Here is a 15,538-nt window from a genome sequence, read left to right as displayed (position 1 = left end):
TTTATGGATAATCAACGTCTTTATGAGCGAATAAATGCCAGAATATCGGCGTTTATGGTATCGGCATGCGTGGTATGCATCCCGTGTGGGAAGCCAGGATAAATTTTAAGTTCGCTGTTTGCGAGCAGCTTGTCCTGTAGAAGGGCGGCATTTTTATACGGTACGACCTGATCGTCATCGCCCTGCAACACAAGGACAGGAACCGTGATGGCTTTAAGATCGTCCGTCTGGTCGGTCTCTGAAAACGCCTTAATGCCTTCATAGTGGGCTTTGGCGCTACCGATCATACCCTGACGCCACCAGTTCTGGATCGTGCCCTGCGAAACGTCTGCTCCGTCCCGGTTAAATCCATAGAACGGACCGCTGGCGACGTCGAGGTAAAACTGGGCGCGGTTAGCTGCCAGCGCCTGGCGGAAGCCGTCGAACACCTCAATGGGCGTTCCGCCGGGGTTAGCGTCGGTTTTGACCATCAGCGGTGGAACGGCGCTAACCAGTACCGCTTTGGCCACTCGCCCCTGAGGTTGACCGTACTTCGCCACGTATCTGGCGACCTGGCCTCCGCCGGTGGAGTGGCCGACGTGCACGGCATTACGCAGATCGAGGCTTTCAACCACCGCCGATGCGTCGGAGGCGTAATGATCCATATCGTGACCTTCACTCACCTGATCGGAACGACCATGACCACGACGGTCGATGGCGATGACGCGGAAGCCTTCAGCAAGGAAAAAGAGCATCTGGTTATCCCAGTCATCGGCGCTCAGCGGCCAGCCGTGATGGAAAACAATAGGCTGCGCCTCTTTCGGACCCCAGTCTTTGTAATAAATACTGACACCATCTTTCGTTGTTACGAATGCCATATTTCAGACTCCTCTGCTAATGGCAAAAATGTGTGAAGGCTAAGTAAATAGCCCAGCATTTAAGAACGTAATAAAATTGACTTATATTAATCTTATTACCGATATATCCGCTTAAAGTGTAGAAGGGTTCCTGAAAACAGTTATAGGTTTATTTTATAGGATCATTATTTATTTTAAACGAAATAGCCCCTATACACGCCGGGGCACTGTTATTTTTCCGATGGGCTTATTATTGGCCGGGCAGAGGCCACCGCCGCCCGGCCTGAAGGTCTTAAACGATCGCGTTAGGGCACGGTTCGCCCTTATCAAGCTGCTGTAAATTGCCCAGCGTGGTTTCCGAAATGCTGATCAGCGCTTCGGCGGTCAGAAACGCCTGGTGTCCGGTAAACAACACGTTGTGGCAGGCCGACAGCCGACGGAATACGTCGTCCTGGATCACGTCGTTAGATTTATCCTCAAAGAACAGATCGCGTTCGTTCTCATACACGTCCATACCCAACGCGCCGATTTTTTGCGTTTTCAACGCTTCGATAGCGGCCTGAGAGTCGATCAGTCCGCCGCGGCTGGTGTTAATGATCATCACGCCGTCTTTCATCTGGTCGAACGCCGACTGGTTGAGCAGGTGATAGTTTTCAGGCGTCAGCGGGCAGTGCAGGGAGATGACGTCCGACTGGGAGAAAAGCGTCTTCAGATCGACATACTCCACGCCCAGCTCCAGCGCAGCGGCGCTTGGGTACGGATCGAACGCCAGCAGGCGCATGCCGAAACCTTTCAGGATGCGAAGGGCGGCCACGCCGATTTTTCCGGTACCGATCACGCCAGCGGTTTTACCGAACATGGTAAAGCCGGTCAGCCCTTCCAGAGAGAAGTTAGCGTCACGGGTACGCTGATAGGCGCGGTGTATACGACGGTTGAGCGACATCATCATGCCAACGGCGTGCTCTGCCACCGCTTCCGGAGAATAGGCCGGGACGCGCACGACCTTCAGGCCCAGCTCTTTGGCGGCATCGAGATCGACGTTGTTAAAGCCCGCGCAGCGCAGGGCAATGTATTTCACGCCCTGTTTTTTCAACTCTTCCAGCACCGGTCGGCTACCATCATCGTTAACGAAGATACATACGCCTTCACAGCCGTGGGCGGTTTTAGCCGTCTTTTCAGTCAGCAGAAAGTCGAAAAATTCAAGATCGAAACCGTACGTCTCGTTAACATGTTGCAGATACTTTTTGTCGTACTGCTTTGTGCTATATACCGCGAGTTTCATAAGACTTTCTCCAGTGATTTTGGAACCACGTTAGCATGTTTAAAATTATCTTACAATTTTTCAAAATTCATTGAAATCAATAAGTTCTATGAATTATTGTAGAGCATCTACTCTTAAAAATGGCATAACCTTCAACTGACTGGCTAAACATGCGACAATGAGCGGCAAGAACGGCTTATTTTTTTCGCAAAATCAGGATATTAACTGCCCATGAAGGGTAAATACAAAGCCGCAATCGCGCTATTACTGCTGCTGTTACTCGTGCCGCTGACGCTGCTGATGACGCTCGCCCAGTGGGTGCCCACGCTCGCCGGGATCTGGCTTCCCGTTGGAACGCGTATCGCGTTTGAAAAAAGCCCGCGCCTAACGCGCCACGCCCTGATTATTCCCGATCTTCGCTATCTGGTAGAAGAGTGCGAAATTGCCCGCGTCGAAAACGTGACCCTGTCACACCCAAGCCGCTGGGATCTGGATATTGGCGCGCTTAAACTTAACTCTGTCTGCCTGAGCAAACTACCGCAATCAGCGCCTTCGACGGTGGCACCGAAAACGCTGGCACAGTGGCAGGCCATCCTGCCCAACACCTGGCTGACCATCCACCGCTTTACCCTTTCCCCCTGGCAGCAGTGGGAAGGTGAGCTGCATGCCTCACTGACCCCAGATCGCCAGGACATCACCTATAAGGGAGAGCAGGTGAGCATTAAGGGGCAGCTGCGTGGCCAGACGCTTTCTGTAAGCCAGTTCGATGTTCAGCTGCCGGACCAGCCCCAGCCCGTGAAGCTGGTGGGTGAATTTACCCTGCCGCTGGTGCCGGACGGCGTGCCGGTGAAGGGGCATACGGTCGCCACCTTTAACGTGCCACAGTTATCCTCGTTGGTCGATGCCGATCTGGACTGGGAGGGCAATCAGGGCCAGCTGGTGGTGATGGCGCGGGAGAACCCCGAGCCGCTGCTCGATTTACCGTGGCAGATCACCGCCCAGCAGCTAACGATCAGCGACGGACGCTGGAACTTGTCAGCCTCAGGTATGCCGATGAGCGGACGCGTCGGTCTGAAGGTGGATAACTGGCAGCAGGGGCTGGAGAAAGCTACCTTCACGGGGCGCCTCAACGTGCTGACCCAGGGGGATGCGGGTAAGGGCAACGCGGTGCTGAATATCGGTCCCGGCTCCCTCAGCATGGAAAACAGCGCGATGCCGCTGCACCTGAGCGGGGAAGCCAAGCAAAACGATCTGATCCTGTATGCCAGACTCCCGGCGAAACTGACCGGCAGCCTTTACGATCCGCAGCTTACGTTTGAGCCCGGCGCTTTATTGCGCTCGCGCGGGCGCATCATTGACTCGCTGGATATCGATGAAATCCGCTGGCCGCTGGCGGGCGTGAAGCTGACCCAAAAGGGTGTGGACGGCCGCCTGCAAGCCATTCTGCGAGCGCATGAAAACGAAATGGGTGATTTTGAGCTGCATCTGGACGGCCAGGCTAACGACTTTTTACCCGATAACGGTCTGTGGCAGTGGCGCTACTGGGGGAAAGGGAACTTCACGCCGATGAACGCGCGCTGGGATGTTCGGGGAACCGGGGAGTGGCGCGACAACGTTATTGAGCTGACGGATCTTTCCACGGGTTTCGACAAATTGCAGTACGGCACGATGCTGGTCAGCAAACCGCGCCTGGTGCTGGATCGCCCGGTGCGCTGGTCGCGCGACCCGAATAACCCTGGCTTCAGCGGCGCGCTCGCGCTCAATGCCGGGCAAACGAGCTTCTCGGGCGGAAGTGTGCTGCCACCGTCCGTATTGACCTTCAGCGTTGAGGGAACAGACCCGACGGTGTTCCAGTTTAAAGGAGATCTTCATGCGGACGACATCGGCCCGGTACGGGTAAATGGCCGCTGGGACGGCGAACGCCTTCGCGGTCAGGCCTGGTGGCCAAAACAGTCCCTTACGGTGTTCCAGCCGCTGATCCCGCCAGAGTGGAAAATGACCCTGCGCGGCGGTGAAATGTACGCTCAGGTGGCCTTCTCGGCGGCACCCGATCAGGGCTTTGAGGCCGGGGGGCACGGGGTACTGAAAGCGGGCAGCGCGTGGATGCCGGATAACGAGATTAACGGCGTTGACTTTGTCCTGCCGTTCCGCCTGAGCCAGGGCACCTGGTCGCTGGGCACGCGGGGGCCGGTAACGTTACGTATCAGCGAGGTAAAAAACCTGGTCACGGCCCGAAATATCACTGCGGATCTCCAGGGTGATTATCCGTGGACCGAAGCAAACCCGCTCCTGCTCACCAACGTGAAGGTCGAAGCGCTTGGCGGGAAAATCACCATGCAGCAGCTGAGAATGCCGCAGCACGATCCAGCGTTACTGCGCGTGGATAATATTTCCTCCAGCGAACTGATAAGCGCGGTAAATCCGAAGCAGTTTGCCATGTCCGGCCCGGTGAGCGGCGCGCTGCCGTTCTGGCTGGACAATGAAAAATGGATCATTAAAGATGGCTGGCTGACCAACCCGGGGCCGATGACGCTGCGCATCGACCAGGACACGGCGGATGCCATTGTGAAGGACAACGTGGTTGCAGGGGCGGCGATCAACTGGCTCCGCTATATGGAAATTTCGCAGTCGTGGACGAAGCTCAATGTGGATAATCTGGGGGTGTTGACCATGCAGGCGGCCATCAAAGGCATCAGCCACGTCGAGGGCAAAAGCAGCTTCGTGAACCTGAATTACACCCATGAAGAGAATATTTTTACCCTCTGGCGCAGTCTGCGCTTCGGGGACAATTTGCAAACATGGTTTGAGCAACATGCGGCGATACCCCTTCTCCGCAGTACGACAGGCAAGGAAAGTGAGGAACAACGATGAAAAAGAGGGCTGGTGTACTCACCGTGGCCGTCGTCGCGCTGCTGTCAGGCTGCACGCCGCGCATTGAAGTGGCGGCGCCCAAGGAGCCGATCACCATCAACATGAACGTGAAAATCGAGCATGAAATCCATATCAAAGTGGATAAAGACGTTGAAGCCCTGCTGAAGTCCCGCAGCGATCTGTTCTGAGGATGCCATGAAACGATTAGTTCTGATGTTACTGGCGCTGGGGATGAACGTTCACGCCGCCACGCTGACGCTCAACGATGCGCGCGCCCAGGGACGCGTAGGGGAAACCCTGAGCGGCTATCTGGCGCCCGTTCAGCACGACGCAGAAACGCTGGCGCTGGTGAACCGTATCAACGCCGCGCGTACGGAAAGCTATCAGCAGCTGGCTGACGATAATAATTTGCCCGTCGACGAGGTGGCGAAAATGGCGGGACAAAAGCTGGTGGCCCGCGCCCAGCCGGGCGAGTACGTGAAGGGGATTAACGGAAAGTGGCTGAAAAAATAGCTAGCGGTAACGCTTACGGTATTCGCCCGGCGAAACCCCGAAACGCTGCTTGAACGCGGTGGAAAAATGGCTATGGTCGGTGAAGCCCCAGCTGTAGCCAATTCCCGCCAGCTTTTCATCGTCGCTGATGCCACGTAGCGCCTGCGCGCATAAATCGAGGCGACGGTTCTTAATGTACTGCGCCACCACCAGTCCTTTCTCGGCAAACATGCGGTACAAGCTGCGCACGGACATGCCGCTCTCTGAGGCTATCCATTCCGGTCTTAACGCCTCCGACTGAATGTGGTCATCAATCAGGGAGAGCACGTGCCGGAACTGACGCTCCTTGCGCGGCAGCGCCTCGTCACGCTGCTGGAACGCCGGACGCAGCAGACACACCATTGCCTCCAGCGCCGCTTCACTTTCTCTGGCGCTCAGATCGGCATTCCCCATACTCTCCTGCAACAGGCGGTAGCTAAGCTGCACCGTAGGCAGGCTGCGGGAGAGTGGAAGCGCACAGCGTACTTCCTGAAAACGTGCGTATTGCTCAATGATTTGTCGCGGTAGCAGCAGCGAAATCTGGCGGGAACGCTCCTGCCAGTAAATGGAGCACGGGCGGGAGGCGTCAATCAGTGTGATATCCCCGGCTTTCAGCACCGAGCGCCGGTCGTCCTGTTCGATCCCTGCGCTGCCTTCCAGCTGAAATACGGTGTAGAACCAGGCATCATTGCCGCTTTTGATCTCCTGACGGGTGCGAAACAGGTTAACGCCTGCGGTGGTCACCGTGCTCAACTTCAGACTTTGGGTGTAGCTGGTTTCCAGTTCGCCGAGAAACGCTCCCTCTAACGGACGTGCCGCAAAGCGCCCGCAAACCTGGTTAATTTGCGCCAGCCACTGCTGAAAATTGTCCTGTTCGCTTGCACATGCCATTGCTTTTCTCGCTGCACCGTCACCGTTTTCGCATTGTTGCATTTATGTTGCATTTTGTCTGGGCTACGAGGCTGACTATAGGAAAGAACGCTCACCGGTGACAGCGTTATAAGCGGGAATTATCACGATTTGCGGAGCCTGTCACAGCTGGCAAAGCGAATGTCACACAGACAAAAGCAGGAATGCGAAACCCCTCTTAGACTGCTTACACACCCTGCGAAGCATAACGAAGGAGTACCCTATGTCCGAATCACACGTCGCCGTCCTGCCGGGCGTGCAGCAGTTTTTAGACCGTCAGCACGGCCTGTGGATTGAAGGGCGTCAGGCGGCATCCGACAGCGAAAAGCGTCTGAACGTCTACAACCCGGCGACCGGAGAGGTGATTGCCTCCACCGCCGATGCCAGCGTCGACGATGTCGATCGGGCGGTGATGTCCGGCTGGCGCGCCTTTGTCGCCCGAAGCTGGGCCGGGCGCCTGCCGGCAGAGCGGGAACGCATCCTGCTGCGGTTTGCGGATCTGGTGGAACAGCATGGCGAAGAGCTGGCGCAGCTCGAAACCCTGGAGCAGGGGAAATCCATCAATATTTCCCGCGCCTTTGAGGTGGGTTGTACCCTGAACTGGATGCGCTACACGGCGGGGCTGACCACCAAAATTGCCGGCAAAACTCTCGATCTCTCTATTCCTCTGCCGCAGGGCGCGCGCTATCAGGCGTGGACGCGCAAAGAGCCGGTTGGGGTCGTGGCGGGGATTGTGCCGTGGAACTTCCCGCTGATGATTGGCATGTGGAAAGTGATGCCCGCGCTGGCGGCGGGCTGTTCCATCGTGATCAAACCCTCCGAAACCACGCCGCTCACCCTGTTACGGGTGGCGGAACTGGCGAGCGAGGCGGGTGTCCCGGATGGCGTGTTCAACGTCGTAACCGGAAGTGGCGCTGTCTGCGGCGCGGCGCTGACCTCGCATCCGCGCGTTGCCAAAGTGAGCTTTACCGGTTCGACGGCGACAGGCAAGCAGATAGCCCGCGCGGCGGCGGATACGCTAACGGGCGTGACGCTGGAGCTGGGGGGCAAAAACCCGGCCATCGTGCTGAAAGATGCCGATCCGGCGTGGGTGATTGAAGGGCTGATGACCGGCAGCTTCCTGAATCAGGGGCAGGTCTGCGCGGCCAGCTCGCGCATTTATATTGAGGCCCCGCTGTTTGACACGCTGGTCAGCGGGTTTGAACAGGCCGTGAAATCTCTGACCGTCGGGCCGGGCATGTCGCCCGAGGCGTTTATCAATCCGCTGGTGTCGCGCGCCCACTGCGATAAGGTCCAGGCGTTCCTGGATGAAGCAAAGACACACAATGCGGAGCTGATCGCCGGGAACCGGGGGCCAGACGGCAAAGGCTATTACGTTTCGCCAACGCTGGTGGTCAACCCGGATAATCATCTGCGCCTGACGCGTGAAGAGGTGTTCGGGCCGGTGGTCAACCTGGTCCGTGTCGCCGACGGGGAAGAGGCGCTTCAGCTGGCGAACGACACTGAATATGGCTTAACGGCCAGCGTCTGGACGCAGAACATCAGCAAAGCGCTGGAGTATACCGACAGGCTACAGGCCGGAACCGTGTGGGTGAACAGCCACACGCTGATCGACGCCAACCTGCCGTTTGGCGGTATGAAGCAGTCCGGCACCGGGCGTGATTTCGGCCCCGACTGGCTGGATGGCTGGTGTGAAACCAAGTCGGTATGCGTGCGGTACTAATAAAACGCCGGGTAAGCGCAGCGCCACCCGGCATAACTTAACGCCTCCAACGATCCCGCCCGGCCTCTTTCGCCCGGTACAGCGCCGCATCGGCGCGGGCGATGATTTCCGGACCGGCAAGTCCTGCGCTATGGGCGGCAATCCCCATGCTGACCGTCACATATTCACTGACCTTCGATGCACCGTGCGGAATGGCTGCCGCGCGCAGGCCTTGCTGGATCCGCGCAGCGACTTTTTCAGCAACGTTTTCCACGCAGTCAAAGAGGATCACTACAAACTCCTCGCCACCGTAGCGGGAGACCACATCCTCCGGGGTGCGCACCGAGGCGTTCAGCACCTCTGCAACCCGCGCAAGGCAATCGTCTCCTGCCTGGTGACCATAGGTGTCGTTATAGAGTTTGAAGTAGTCGACATCCAGCATCAGCACCGTAAAGCGTTTGCCTTGCTCCACCGCATTTTCCAGTACCAGCTCCATCGCCCGGCGGTTGGCTGTTCTCGTCAGCGGATCCTGGTGGGCCAGCGCATCCAGCCGTGAAATCAAGCGCTGATTCTGCTGGTTGCGACGCCAGGCCTCTTCAAACCAGCTCAACAGGATGTAGCGTCCGCAAACGAGAATGAAGGTGAAGACCACCCACAGCCCGACAAAGCGAAGGTTCATCTCCTGATTCAGCAGCATGCTGGCAACGGGCAGAGTGATCCACAGCGGCGCGATAAAGCACACCAGCCCCACAGGATGAAAATAGAGCGCGGTCATACCGGCCATCAGCAGGGTAACGAATATCGGCCAGGGATGAGGAAGCTGGATCACAGTGATAAACCAGTAACAGCTTATCGACCACAGCAGGCTGCACATAAAGAGCACGGCGCTGACGCCGCGGATGTGGCGCCAGGCCATGATGACCAGCGCCACGGAAAGAATAACTACTCCCAGCATGGAAGCGTCAATCATCTGACTAAGAGGCGGGCGGATGTGCAAGAGGGCGTCAAAATGGCCGAACAGGGAATTGCGCAGCAGAACCATCAGCGCAAAGCTCGCATTGACAAAGGCGAGCCAGGGCAGATTCACGGCCAGCCCGTGAACAACCATTGATTTACGGGTCGGCCATGTCGCAGGTTCTGGCGTTGCGTTGTGTCTTTTTTCCATTATGGTTTTCTTCCCGTCCGGTGGATAGCTCGCTAAAGCCAGGTAGTATTAACTATAAGCAGGCTCGATTATTCCTCAAATGTTTGCACAAAAAAACGGGCATTGCGCCCGACATTTGCTTATTTTTGCTCGGCTTTTTTCTTGCCGAGCGTTGGCGTCTCGTCAAAAAAGTTCCACGGCTTGAGCAGCGTGTGCACCCATTCCGTCGGCATAATCGGCCACTCTTCGGCGCGGGCGACGTGGGTGGTGCCGGTAGTCATCCAGATAACGTTATCCTGGTCGTTGAGCGACTCGTTATCTTTGCTGTACTGCCCGAGGCCCGTATCGTGGGTGGAACGGTTCGGGTATTTCCCCTCCGGGTACATTTCGTCAGGATGGTAACGGGTCACCCACAGTTGTTTATCCATAAAGCTCAGGCGGTGATAAATCCACTCGTCCGGAGCAAACTTCGCGCCCGTCGCCACCGGGTGGGTGCCCCCCGCGTAAGGGATAATCTGATACGAAACCGGGTTGCCCATGCGGTTCTCTTTGCGGGTGTTGCTCAGCAGGCGGATGGTGCCCGGGTCGAACTTCTGGGCGGCCTGCTGTTCGGTATCAATATCATACTGATTGACCTGCATGGTACTGGTGCGCGGGCCGCCAGCGGCGTTTGGTTTGACTTCCGGATCCATGGCCACCAGCTTGTTGTTAATACCATCCACGTCCATATCCAGACGGAAATTATAGATGTGCTGGTGCGTGGTACCGACAATGTTATGGTCGATCAGCGTCCCGTATTTCGTGTCATCTTTCGCGGTGGCGTCATGCATCGTTTTTGTCTGTACGCCTTTTACCGCTTCAATGCCCGTGGCACCTGCATCAATGCCGATGGTGCCGTTTTCATGGAACACCCAGTCGAAGATGTAATCGTAGTTACCCACGGTGCTGACCCAGCGCACGACCAGCTCGCGGCGTTCGGTGCTGACGTTGGGTTTACCTAACTCCTGGTGCTTATATTCTGGCCCGGCGTAACGCTCAAAAATGGCGATCGCGCGGGGGATCTCCATTGGCGCACCGGTGTAGTCCGGGATAGTTTCGTTGAGCATCACAGCGTTGGACGGCGCGTCTTTACCGCGCACCAGCGGGGAGGTCAGGGTACCCATGCCGTAGTCACCGGAGTCCAGGTAGGCTTTAAAGTACCAGCCGATATCCGGGTCGCCGTACGGCACGATCATTCCGCCGAGCGAACCCTGGTACATTACCTGGCGCTTTTTGCCGTTGTCGTTATAGGTTACGGTGGAGATCATCGGGCCGACGCGTGAGTCCAGGCTCAGATGAAAATCCCAGTTCTGCCAGTGCACCCTATCCCCGGTGATGGTGTAGTTCTTGCCTTCCGGCTCGATAATATCCAGCGGTTTTTTCTCCGCCTCAACGCGGTCGCGGCCATCATACGGGCGCGGGGTGAGCGGCACCGGCACGACCGGGCCTTCCTCAATCTTCTGGATTTTCTTCTGCTCAAGATCCACCACCGCGACCAGGTTTTCAATCGGGTGCGCCCAGTAATTACCGTCGCCCACGTCGAGATAGCTGATCACTTTCAGCAGGCGATCTTCCTGTTTCAGCCCATCCTTGCCGTCAAAAAAGCCGACGGTAAGCGGCGTGGTGATCACTTTTTTTGGATCGTTAATGCCGCGCTTTTTCAGCACCGCGGCAAACTCCGGGCTCTCACTGACGATCTGCTGCACGGTGTTGAAGTCATCCAGCAGCACCATGCCGTGCGCGTCTTTGATCGGCGCCCAGTGGAGGATCTTCTTGTCCTTCAAATCCACCCGGCTTTCGACGATGCGTTTGCCGTCAAGCATGATGATATTGGCCTGGCGGGGCGCATCCACCGCCGTGCCGTTCAGCACAAAGTCCCAGACTTTGGCTTTATCTGGCTCCGCCAGCGCGATCTGGGTAAAGCGGGTATTGGGCTTAAAATCCGCAGACGCTTTCACAATCTCCACGGCCTGCTTGATTTCATCAGCCGTCAGCGCGTTTAACGGATGGGGGCTTTTTTCGACCTGGAAGGTCCGATCAAGACCGGACTGAAAGACATCGTTGATAAAGGTCTCCGGGATATATGCCTTGTTGTCCTTCATCACCACGGGCACCTGTAGCGCCAACGGCGTGCCGTTAACGATGGCGGTGTTTGCGCCGGGTTTGACCTTCACAAAGGCACCGTCTTTAAAGATGGTAAACATCTGGGCATAATCATCCCACTGCACGTCAGCCCCGAACGCCTGGAGCGTTTTGTCCATCGGAACCATATGCGCCTCGCTGCCGTGCGCGTAAACAGGGGATTGCCAGGCGCAACAGAGCGCAACGGCCATGGCCAGCGCCGTTCTACGGGCAGAAAAAGAAGAATAGCTTCCCATCGCAGACCTCATCTTGTTGTGTTTATTGTGTTGTGTCAGCCTTATCCTGACAGGCGCGCACGAAAAGCGTTTGCCTGCATCTGCCAGGTTGTTTGTCAGTCTTGCCAGGTTAAAAAAAGACCGGGGGTGCATCACACCCCGTGACAGAAAAAGGGTGCTTCAATAAGGTGAACTGTCGAGATGTATGCGGACGTCGAAACCTACCGTCGTGAACGAATAGACCTTACCGCGAATGCGAAAATAAATGTCTTCATCTTTAATCGTCACCGAAGCTTTATCATCATCGGTGATCATGACGGGGGGAATGTCCTTAACGTTGGACATGAAATCTTCCGGGCTTTTTTTCGCATCAAAGAGATAAATATGATACCTGTTCTTAGACAGTGAACCTGCCTCAACCTGGGTGATATAAAGCGTTAAACGCTCGTTAACCTGGATTTTTTCCTGCAAATGTTCATATACGGTAAACAGATCGCGGAAAGGGTATGCAATGAAGATAAGGAAAAAAAGTAAAATCACACCAGCGCGCCAGTTAAAAACCCGAACGTCGTGCATAATCAATTCCTGCCCTTATCCATAACTGATCGACTGGGTCATCACCGTAGTTATTATGACTCTGGAATTTTGCAAATTCGACAGGATCGCTTGTCCCGGCAAGAATCTGTGCAGTACCTGCCCCCCGGAGCAGAATGCCATCCGGAATACCCGCAGCGGCGCCAACGGCACCGTAATGAAAATTGCCAAAGTTGGCAAATTGTGCCCGGCCTTGTTTATAATCCCAGGGGCCATGATTCCTGACCATTTGATAAAACCATATGTAGGTCATTAATGAGGGGCCACCGTGAAATCGCGCAATTACCATGTGGCTCACAACGTCCACGCCAGGTGGTGCAAAGGATGCAATATTATAGGGTGTTGAATATAATGGGATTCGCATATTTAACGCTCAGCCCAGCAGTCAGCAAACTGTAAATTACCATCACAATACGTCCAGGTTATTTTATCGTAGCGTAGTTCCACGACTTCAAGATGATTGTGTTTTTCTTTCGTCGGGTCCTTAATGTCATGCATCAATGGCGTAACGGAAACGACGCGAATATTATCGAGGCGCATATTGTAATATTCTACTTCCTGCCCCGCGTCATTAATGCGATACCACCTGAATTCAGCCGTTTTAAGGCTTTGGCCAGTCGCAACGGCTTTCATCAGGAAAGGGGAGGAGGAATCGATTTCTTTTTGAAAAACGACTGGGGCATGGTTGCGTTTACTGGTAATTTTCCCAGTCAATGGATCGGTTGGTAGGCTTAGATTATGTGTAAAGCCAGTGACTTCAATGCTTCCCTCACGATAACGTATATCCACCGAGCCTGTAATTGTTGCGCCACCATCATCAGTTAAGAAAAGATAAACAGGAATTGCCATAGCCTAATACTCTTCCATGTAATTTAACGCGGGAATATTCCCGCCGCTAAATAATAACCATGCTAACAATATGGTCAATTTACTTACTGTTTCCGGTTGTAACTTATCCAGACCGGGCTGACTGGATGGTTTGATTAATCAAAGCCATCCAGTCCATGTTTCTATTCAGGCTTTTTGATGTTCTTAAACAATTGATGCAGCAACGTCAATCTTGTTGCTTTGATCAGAAATCACCCTGCTGGCGCGCCACCAGCGTAAGGATGGAGTAGAGCGCCACGGCCTGCTGATGCTGGTTGAAAATCTCAACCGCCCATTCCACCACGCCGGTGGGTCTTTCATCGGCAGCACGCTGTTTCTTCAGCGTTTTACGTTTGCAGGTCAGGCGCACCTGAATGGTGTCGCCCGGTTTAACCGGCTCGATAAAGCGCAGGTTTTCCATACCGTAGTTGGCAATAACCGGCCCAACCCCGGCATCAACAAACAGCCCCGCCGCGGCGGAAATCAGAAAATAGCCGTGCACCACGCGCTCGCCAAAAATCGACTCCGCCGCGCCAATTTTGTCCATATGGGCATAGAAGTGATCTCCGCTCAGGCAGGCAAAATTCACGATATCCGCTTCCGTCAGGGTACGGCGCGGGGTCAGCAGGCTGTCGCCCGGCTGTAACTCTTCGAAGTATTTACGGAACGGATGAACGCGATCTTCCTGCACCCCGGCGCCACGCACCCACTGTTTGCCGATGGCGGCGAGCATGGACGGGCTGCCCTGAATGGCCGTGCGCTGAAGATAGTGCTTCACGGCGCGCAGGCCGCCCAGCTCTTCGCCGCCGCCCGCACGTCCCGGGCCGCCGTGCACCAGCTGAGGCAGCGGGGAACCGTGTCCGGTAGACTCTTTGGAAGATTCTTCGTTGAGGATCTGAATACGTCCGTGGGCGCGTGCTGCCCCGGCAATAAACTGCCGCGCCACGTTTGAATCTGCCGTGACCAGCGTTCCCGCCAGGCTGCCGCCGCCCGCTCGCGCCAGCTGCATGGCGTGTTCGGTATTGCGATACGGCATCAGGGTGGCGACGGGGCCAAAGGCTTCGGTGGAGTGAACGGCCGGCGTCTCGTCCGGCTGCGGGCAGAACAGCAGGGTGGGCGGGAAGAATGCGCCAGCCGCCTGCAAATCGGCCTTACCACCCAGACGGATCTGGCAGCCCGCGGCAAGCAGACGATCGACTTTTTCCTGCACGTCGGCGCGTTGCTCATGGTTGACCAGGGCACCCATTTTCACTCCTTCCTGCGCCGGATCGCCGACGACCACGTTCTCCAGCCGCGCAATCAGCGCCTGGCTGACGGCCTCAACCTGCGCTTCCGGCACGATGATGCGGCGGATGGCGGTACATTTTTGCCCGGCCTTGGCGGTCATCTCGCGCACCACTTCACGGATAAACAGCGCAAACTCCGGCTGCTCCGGAGTTACGTCTTCACCGAGCACGCAGCAGTTCAGGGAATCCGCTTCCATGGTAAACGGAATGGAATGGGCGACGATATTCGGGTGCACGCGAAGGCTCTGTCCGGTGCTGGCCGATCCGGTAAACGTCACCACGTCCTGGCTGTCGAGCTGGCTCAGAAGATCGCCCGCGCCGCCGCAGATCAGGCTGATGGCGCCGTCCGGCACCAGACCGCTCTCGACAATCGCTTTCACCATCGCCTGCGTGACCTGCGCGGTGGCGGTGGCGGGTTTGATGATGGCGGGCATCCCGGCAAGCCAGGTCGGGGCAAGTTTTTCCAGCATCCCCCAGCACGGGAAGTTGAACGCGTTGATATGTACCGCCACGCCGGACCTGGACGTCAACACGTGGCGTGCCGCAAAGCCGCCTTCTTTCGACAGCGGGATTAGCTCATCTTCTGGCCACAGGGTATCGTCCGGCAGTTCGCGACTGCCGAGGCTGGCGTAGGTGAAGAAGGTGCCGATACCGCCTTCGATGTCCACCCAGCTGTCGGCCTTCGTTGCGCCGGTCTGGGCTGAAAGGGCGTAAAACCGATCCTTCTGGCTCAGCAGGTGTTTGGCCACCGCCTTCAGCATGGCGGCACGCTCGATAAAGCTCATTGCGCGAAGCGCCTCCCCGCCGTGTTCAATGGCGTAACGGCGTGCGGCCGCCATATCCAGCCCTTCGCTGGTGACTTCAAATAGCGTTTCCCCGCTGATAGCGTGGGTTATGGTGCGCTCACGGCCCCGGCCTGACTGCCAGGTGCCGGACAAGAAGCTGGCTAACTGCTGCATTTCTTCTCTCCAGATGTTTCGTGATTTCACTATAGATAGTTTGATCATGAATCATAAAAATCAAGCTGAGTTTTAATGAATTGTTAATGTTGTGATCTGCATTGCTCAGCTTCGTCATGAAAAACCCGCGCGATTCCTGCTGTTCACGAAAACCCTTGCGAGCGTCGTCACAAAATAAGCAA

At 56.2% G+C, this 15,538-nt stretch carries 13 protein-coding genes; 4 read left to right on the top strand and 9 right to left on the bottom strand.

Annotation, left to right across the window (positions count from 1 at the left end; genetic code table 11):
* Positions 1 to 20: 20 nt before the first annotated feature.
* Together A3466_RS16240 and A3466_RS16235 are read right to left on the bottom strand one after the other, a co-directional pair.
* Positions 21 to 857 carry an alpha/beta fold hydrolase gene (locus A3466_RS16240; protein ID WP_047050820.1) on the bottom strand — a complete coding sequence of 279 codons (837 nt, stop codon included), beginning with the start codon at positions 855 to 857 and terminating at the stop codon, positions 21 to 23.
* Positions 858 to 1,128: 271 nt separating this feature from the next.
* Complete coding sequence (locus tag A3466_RS16235) at positions 1,129 to 2,118, bottom strand: 2-hydroxyacid dehydrogenase (protein WP_063451436.1); 990 nt, start codon at positions 2,116 to 2,118, stop codon at positions 1,129 to 1,131.
* Positions 2,119 to 2,328: 210 nt separating this feature from the next.
* Between A3466_RS16235 and A3466_RS16230 the strand changes: the two genes are divergently transcribed.
* The 3 genes from A3466_RS16230 to A3466_RS16220 are packed head-to-tail and all read left to right on the top strand — an operon-like array spanning position 2,329 to position 5,481.
* Positions 2,329 to 4,968, top strand: coding sequence for a YdbH family protein (locus A3466_RS16230; RefSeq protein WP_063451435.1), 2,640 nt, complete (start codon positions 2,329 to 2,331; stop codon positions 4,966 to 4,968).
* Complete coding sequence (locus tag A3466_RS16225) at positions 4,965 to 5,156, top strand: YnbE family lipoprotein (RefSeq protein ID WP_003857369.1); 192 nt, start codon at positions 4,965 to 4,967, stop codon at positions 5,154 to 5,156. The genes A3466_RS16230 and A3466_RS16225 overlap by 4 nt, the downstream gene beginning before the upstream one ends.
* 7 nt (positions 5,157 to 5,163) lie before the next feature.
* Positions 5,164 to 5,481, top strand: a complete 318-nt coding sequence (locus tag A3466_RS16220) for a YdbL family protein (RefSeq protein ID WP_063451434.1) — start codon at positions 5,164 to 5,166, stop codon at positions 5,479 to 5,481.
* On the opposite strand, the gene feaR is transcribed toward A3466_RS16220, so the two are convergent.
* Complete coding sequence (gene feaR / locus A3466_RS16215; RefSeq protein ID WP_063451433.1) at positions 5,482 to 6,390, bottom strand: transcriptional regulator FeaR; 909 nt, start codon at positions 6,388 to 6,390, stop codon at positions 5,482 to 5,484.
* 241 nt (positions 6,391 to 6,631) lie between these two features.
* Here feaR and A3466_RS16210 point away from each other — a divergent pair, with 241 nt between their 5' ends.
* Positions 6,632 to 8,131, top strand: a complete 1,500-nt coding sequence (locus A3466_RS16210; RefSeq protein WP_063451432.1) for an aldehyde dehydrogenase family protein — start codon at positions 6,632 to 6,634, stop codon at positions 8,129 to 8,131.
* A gap of 37 nt (positions 8,132 to 8,168) precedes the next feature.
* Here A3466_RS16210 and A3466_RS16205 read toward each other — a convergent pair whose 3' ends face one another.
* From A3466_RS16205 to paaZ, 6 genes are all read right to left on the bottom strand, one after another.
* Positions 8,169 to 9,275: a GGDEF domain-containing protein gene (locus tag A3466_RS16205; RefSeq protein WP_063451431.1), complete on the bottom strand. Its 1,107-nt coding sequence runs from the start codon at positions 9,273 to 9,275 to the stop codon at positions 8,169 to 8,171.
* A gap of 119 nt (positions 9,276 to 9,394) precedes the next feature.
* Positions 9,395 to 11,671 carry a primary-amine oxidase gene (tynA, locus tag A3466_RS16200; RefSeq protein WP_063451430.1) on the bottom strand — a complete coding sequence of 759 codons (2,277 nt, stop codon included), beginning with the start codon at positions 11,669 to 11,671 and terminating at the stop codon, positions 9,395 to 9,397.
* A 159-nt stretch (positions 11,672 to 11,830) separates the two neighbouring features.
* Positions 11,831 to 12,226 (bottom strand): hypothetical protein, encoded by a 396-nt coding sequence (locus A3466_RS16195; RefSeq protein WP_063451429.1) that lies wholly within the window; start codon positions 12,224 to 12,226, stop codon positions 11,831 to 11,833.
* Positions 12,204 to 12,497, bottom strand: coding sequence for a polymorphic toxin type 44 domain-containing protein (locus A3466_RS22495; RefSeq protein WP_236330859.1), 294 nt, complete (start codon positions 12,495 to 12,497; stop codon positions 12,204 to 12,206). The genes A3466_RS16195 and A3466_RS22495 overlap by 23 nt, the downstream gene beginning before the upstream one ends.
* Positions 12,498 to 12,610: 113 nt before the next feature.
* On the bottom strand, positions 12,611 to 13,093 hold the full coding sequence (locus A3466_RS16185; protein WP_063451427.1) for an Hcp family type VI secretion system effector: 483 nt from the start codon (positions 13,091 to 13,093) through the stop codon (positions 12,611 to 12,613).
* 223 nt (positions 13,094 to 13,316) lie between these two features.
* Positions 13,317 to 15,356 carry a phenylacetic acid degradation bifunctional protein PaaZ gene (gene paaZ / locus A3466_RS16180; protein ID WP_063451426.1) on the bottom strand — a complete coding sequence of 680 codons (2,040 nt, stop codon included), beginning with the start codon at positions 15,354 to 15,356 and terminating at the stop codon, positions 13,317 to 13,319.
* Positions 15,357 to 15,538 lie beyond the last annotated feature (182 nt).

It is taken from the genome of Enterobacter genomosp. S (assembly GCF_001631805.1).
Classification (GTDB): domain Bacteria; phylum Pseudomonadota; class Gammaproteobacteria; order Enterobacterales; family Enterobacteriaceae; genus Enterobacter; species Enterobacter quasihormaechei.
This window is presented reverse-complemented; position numbering and strand designations above follow the sequence as displayed.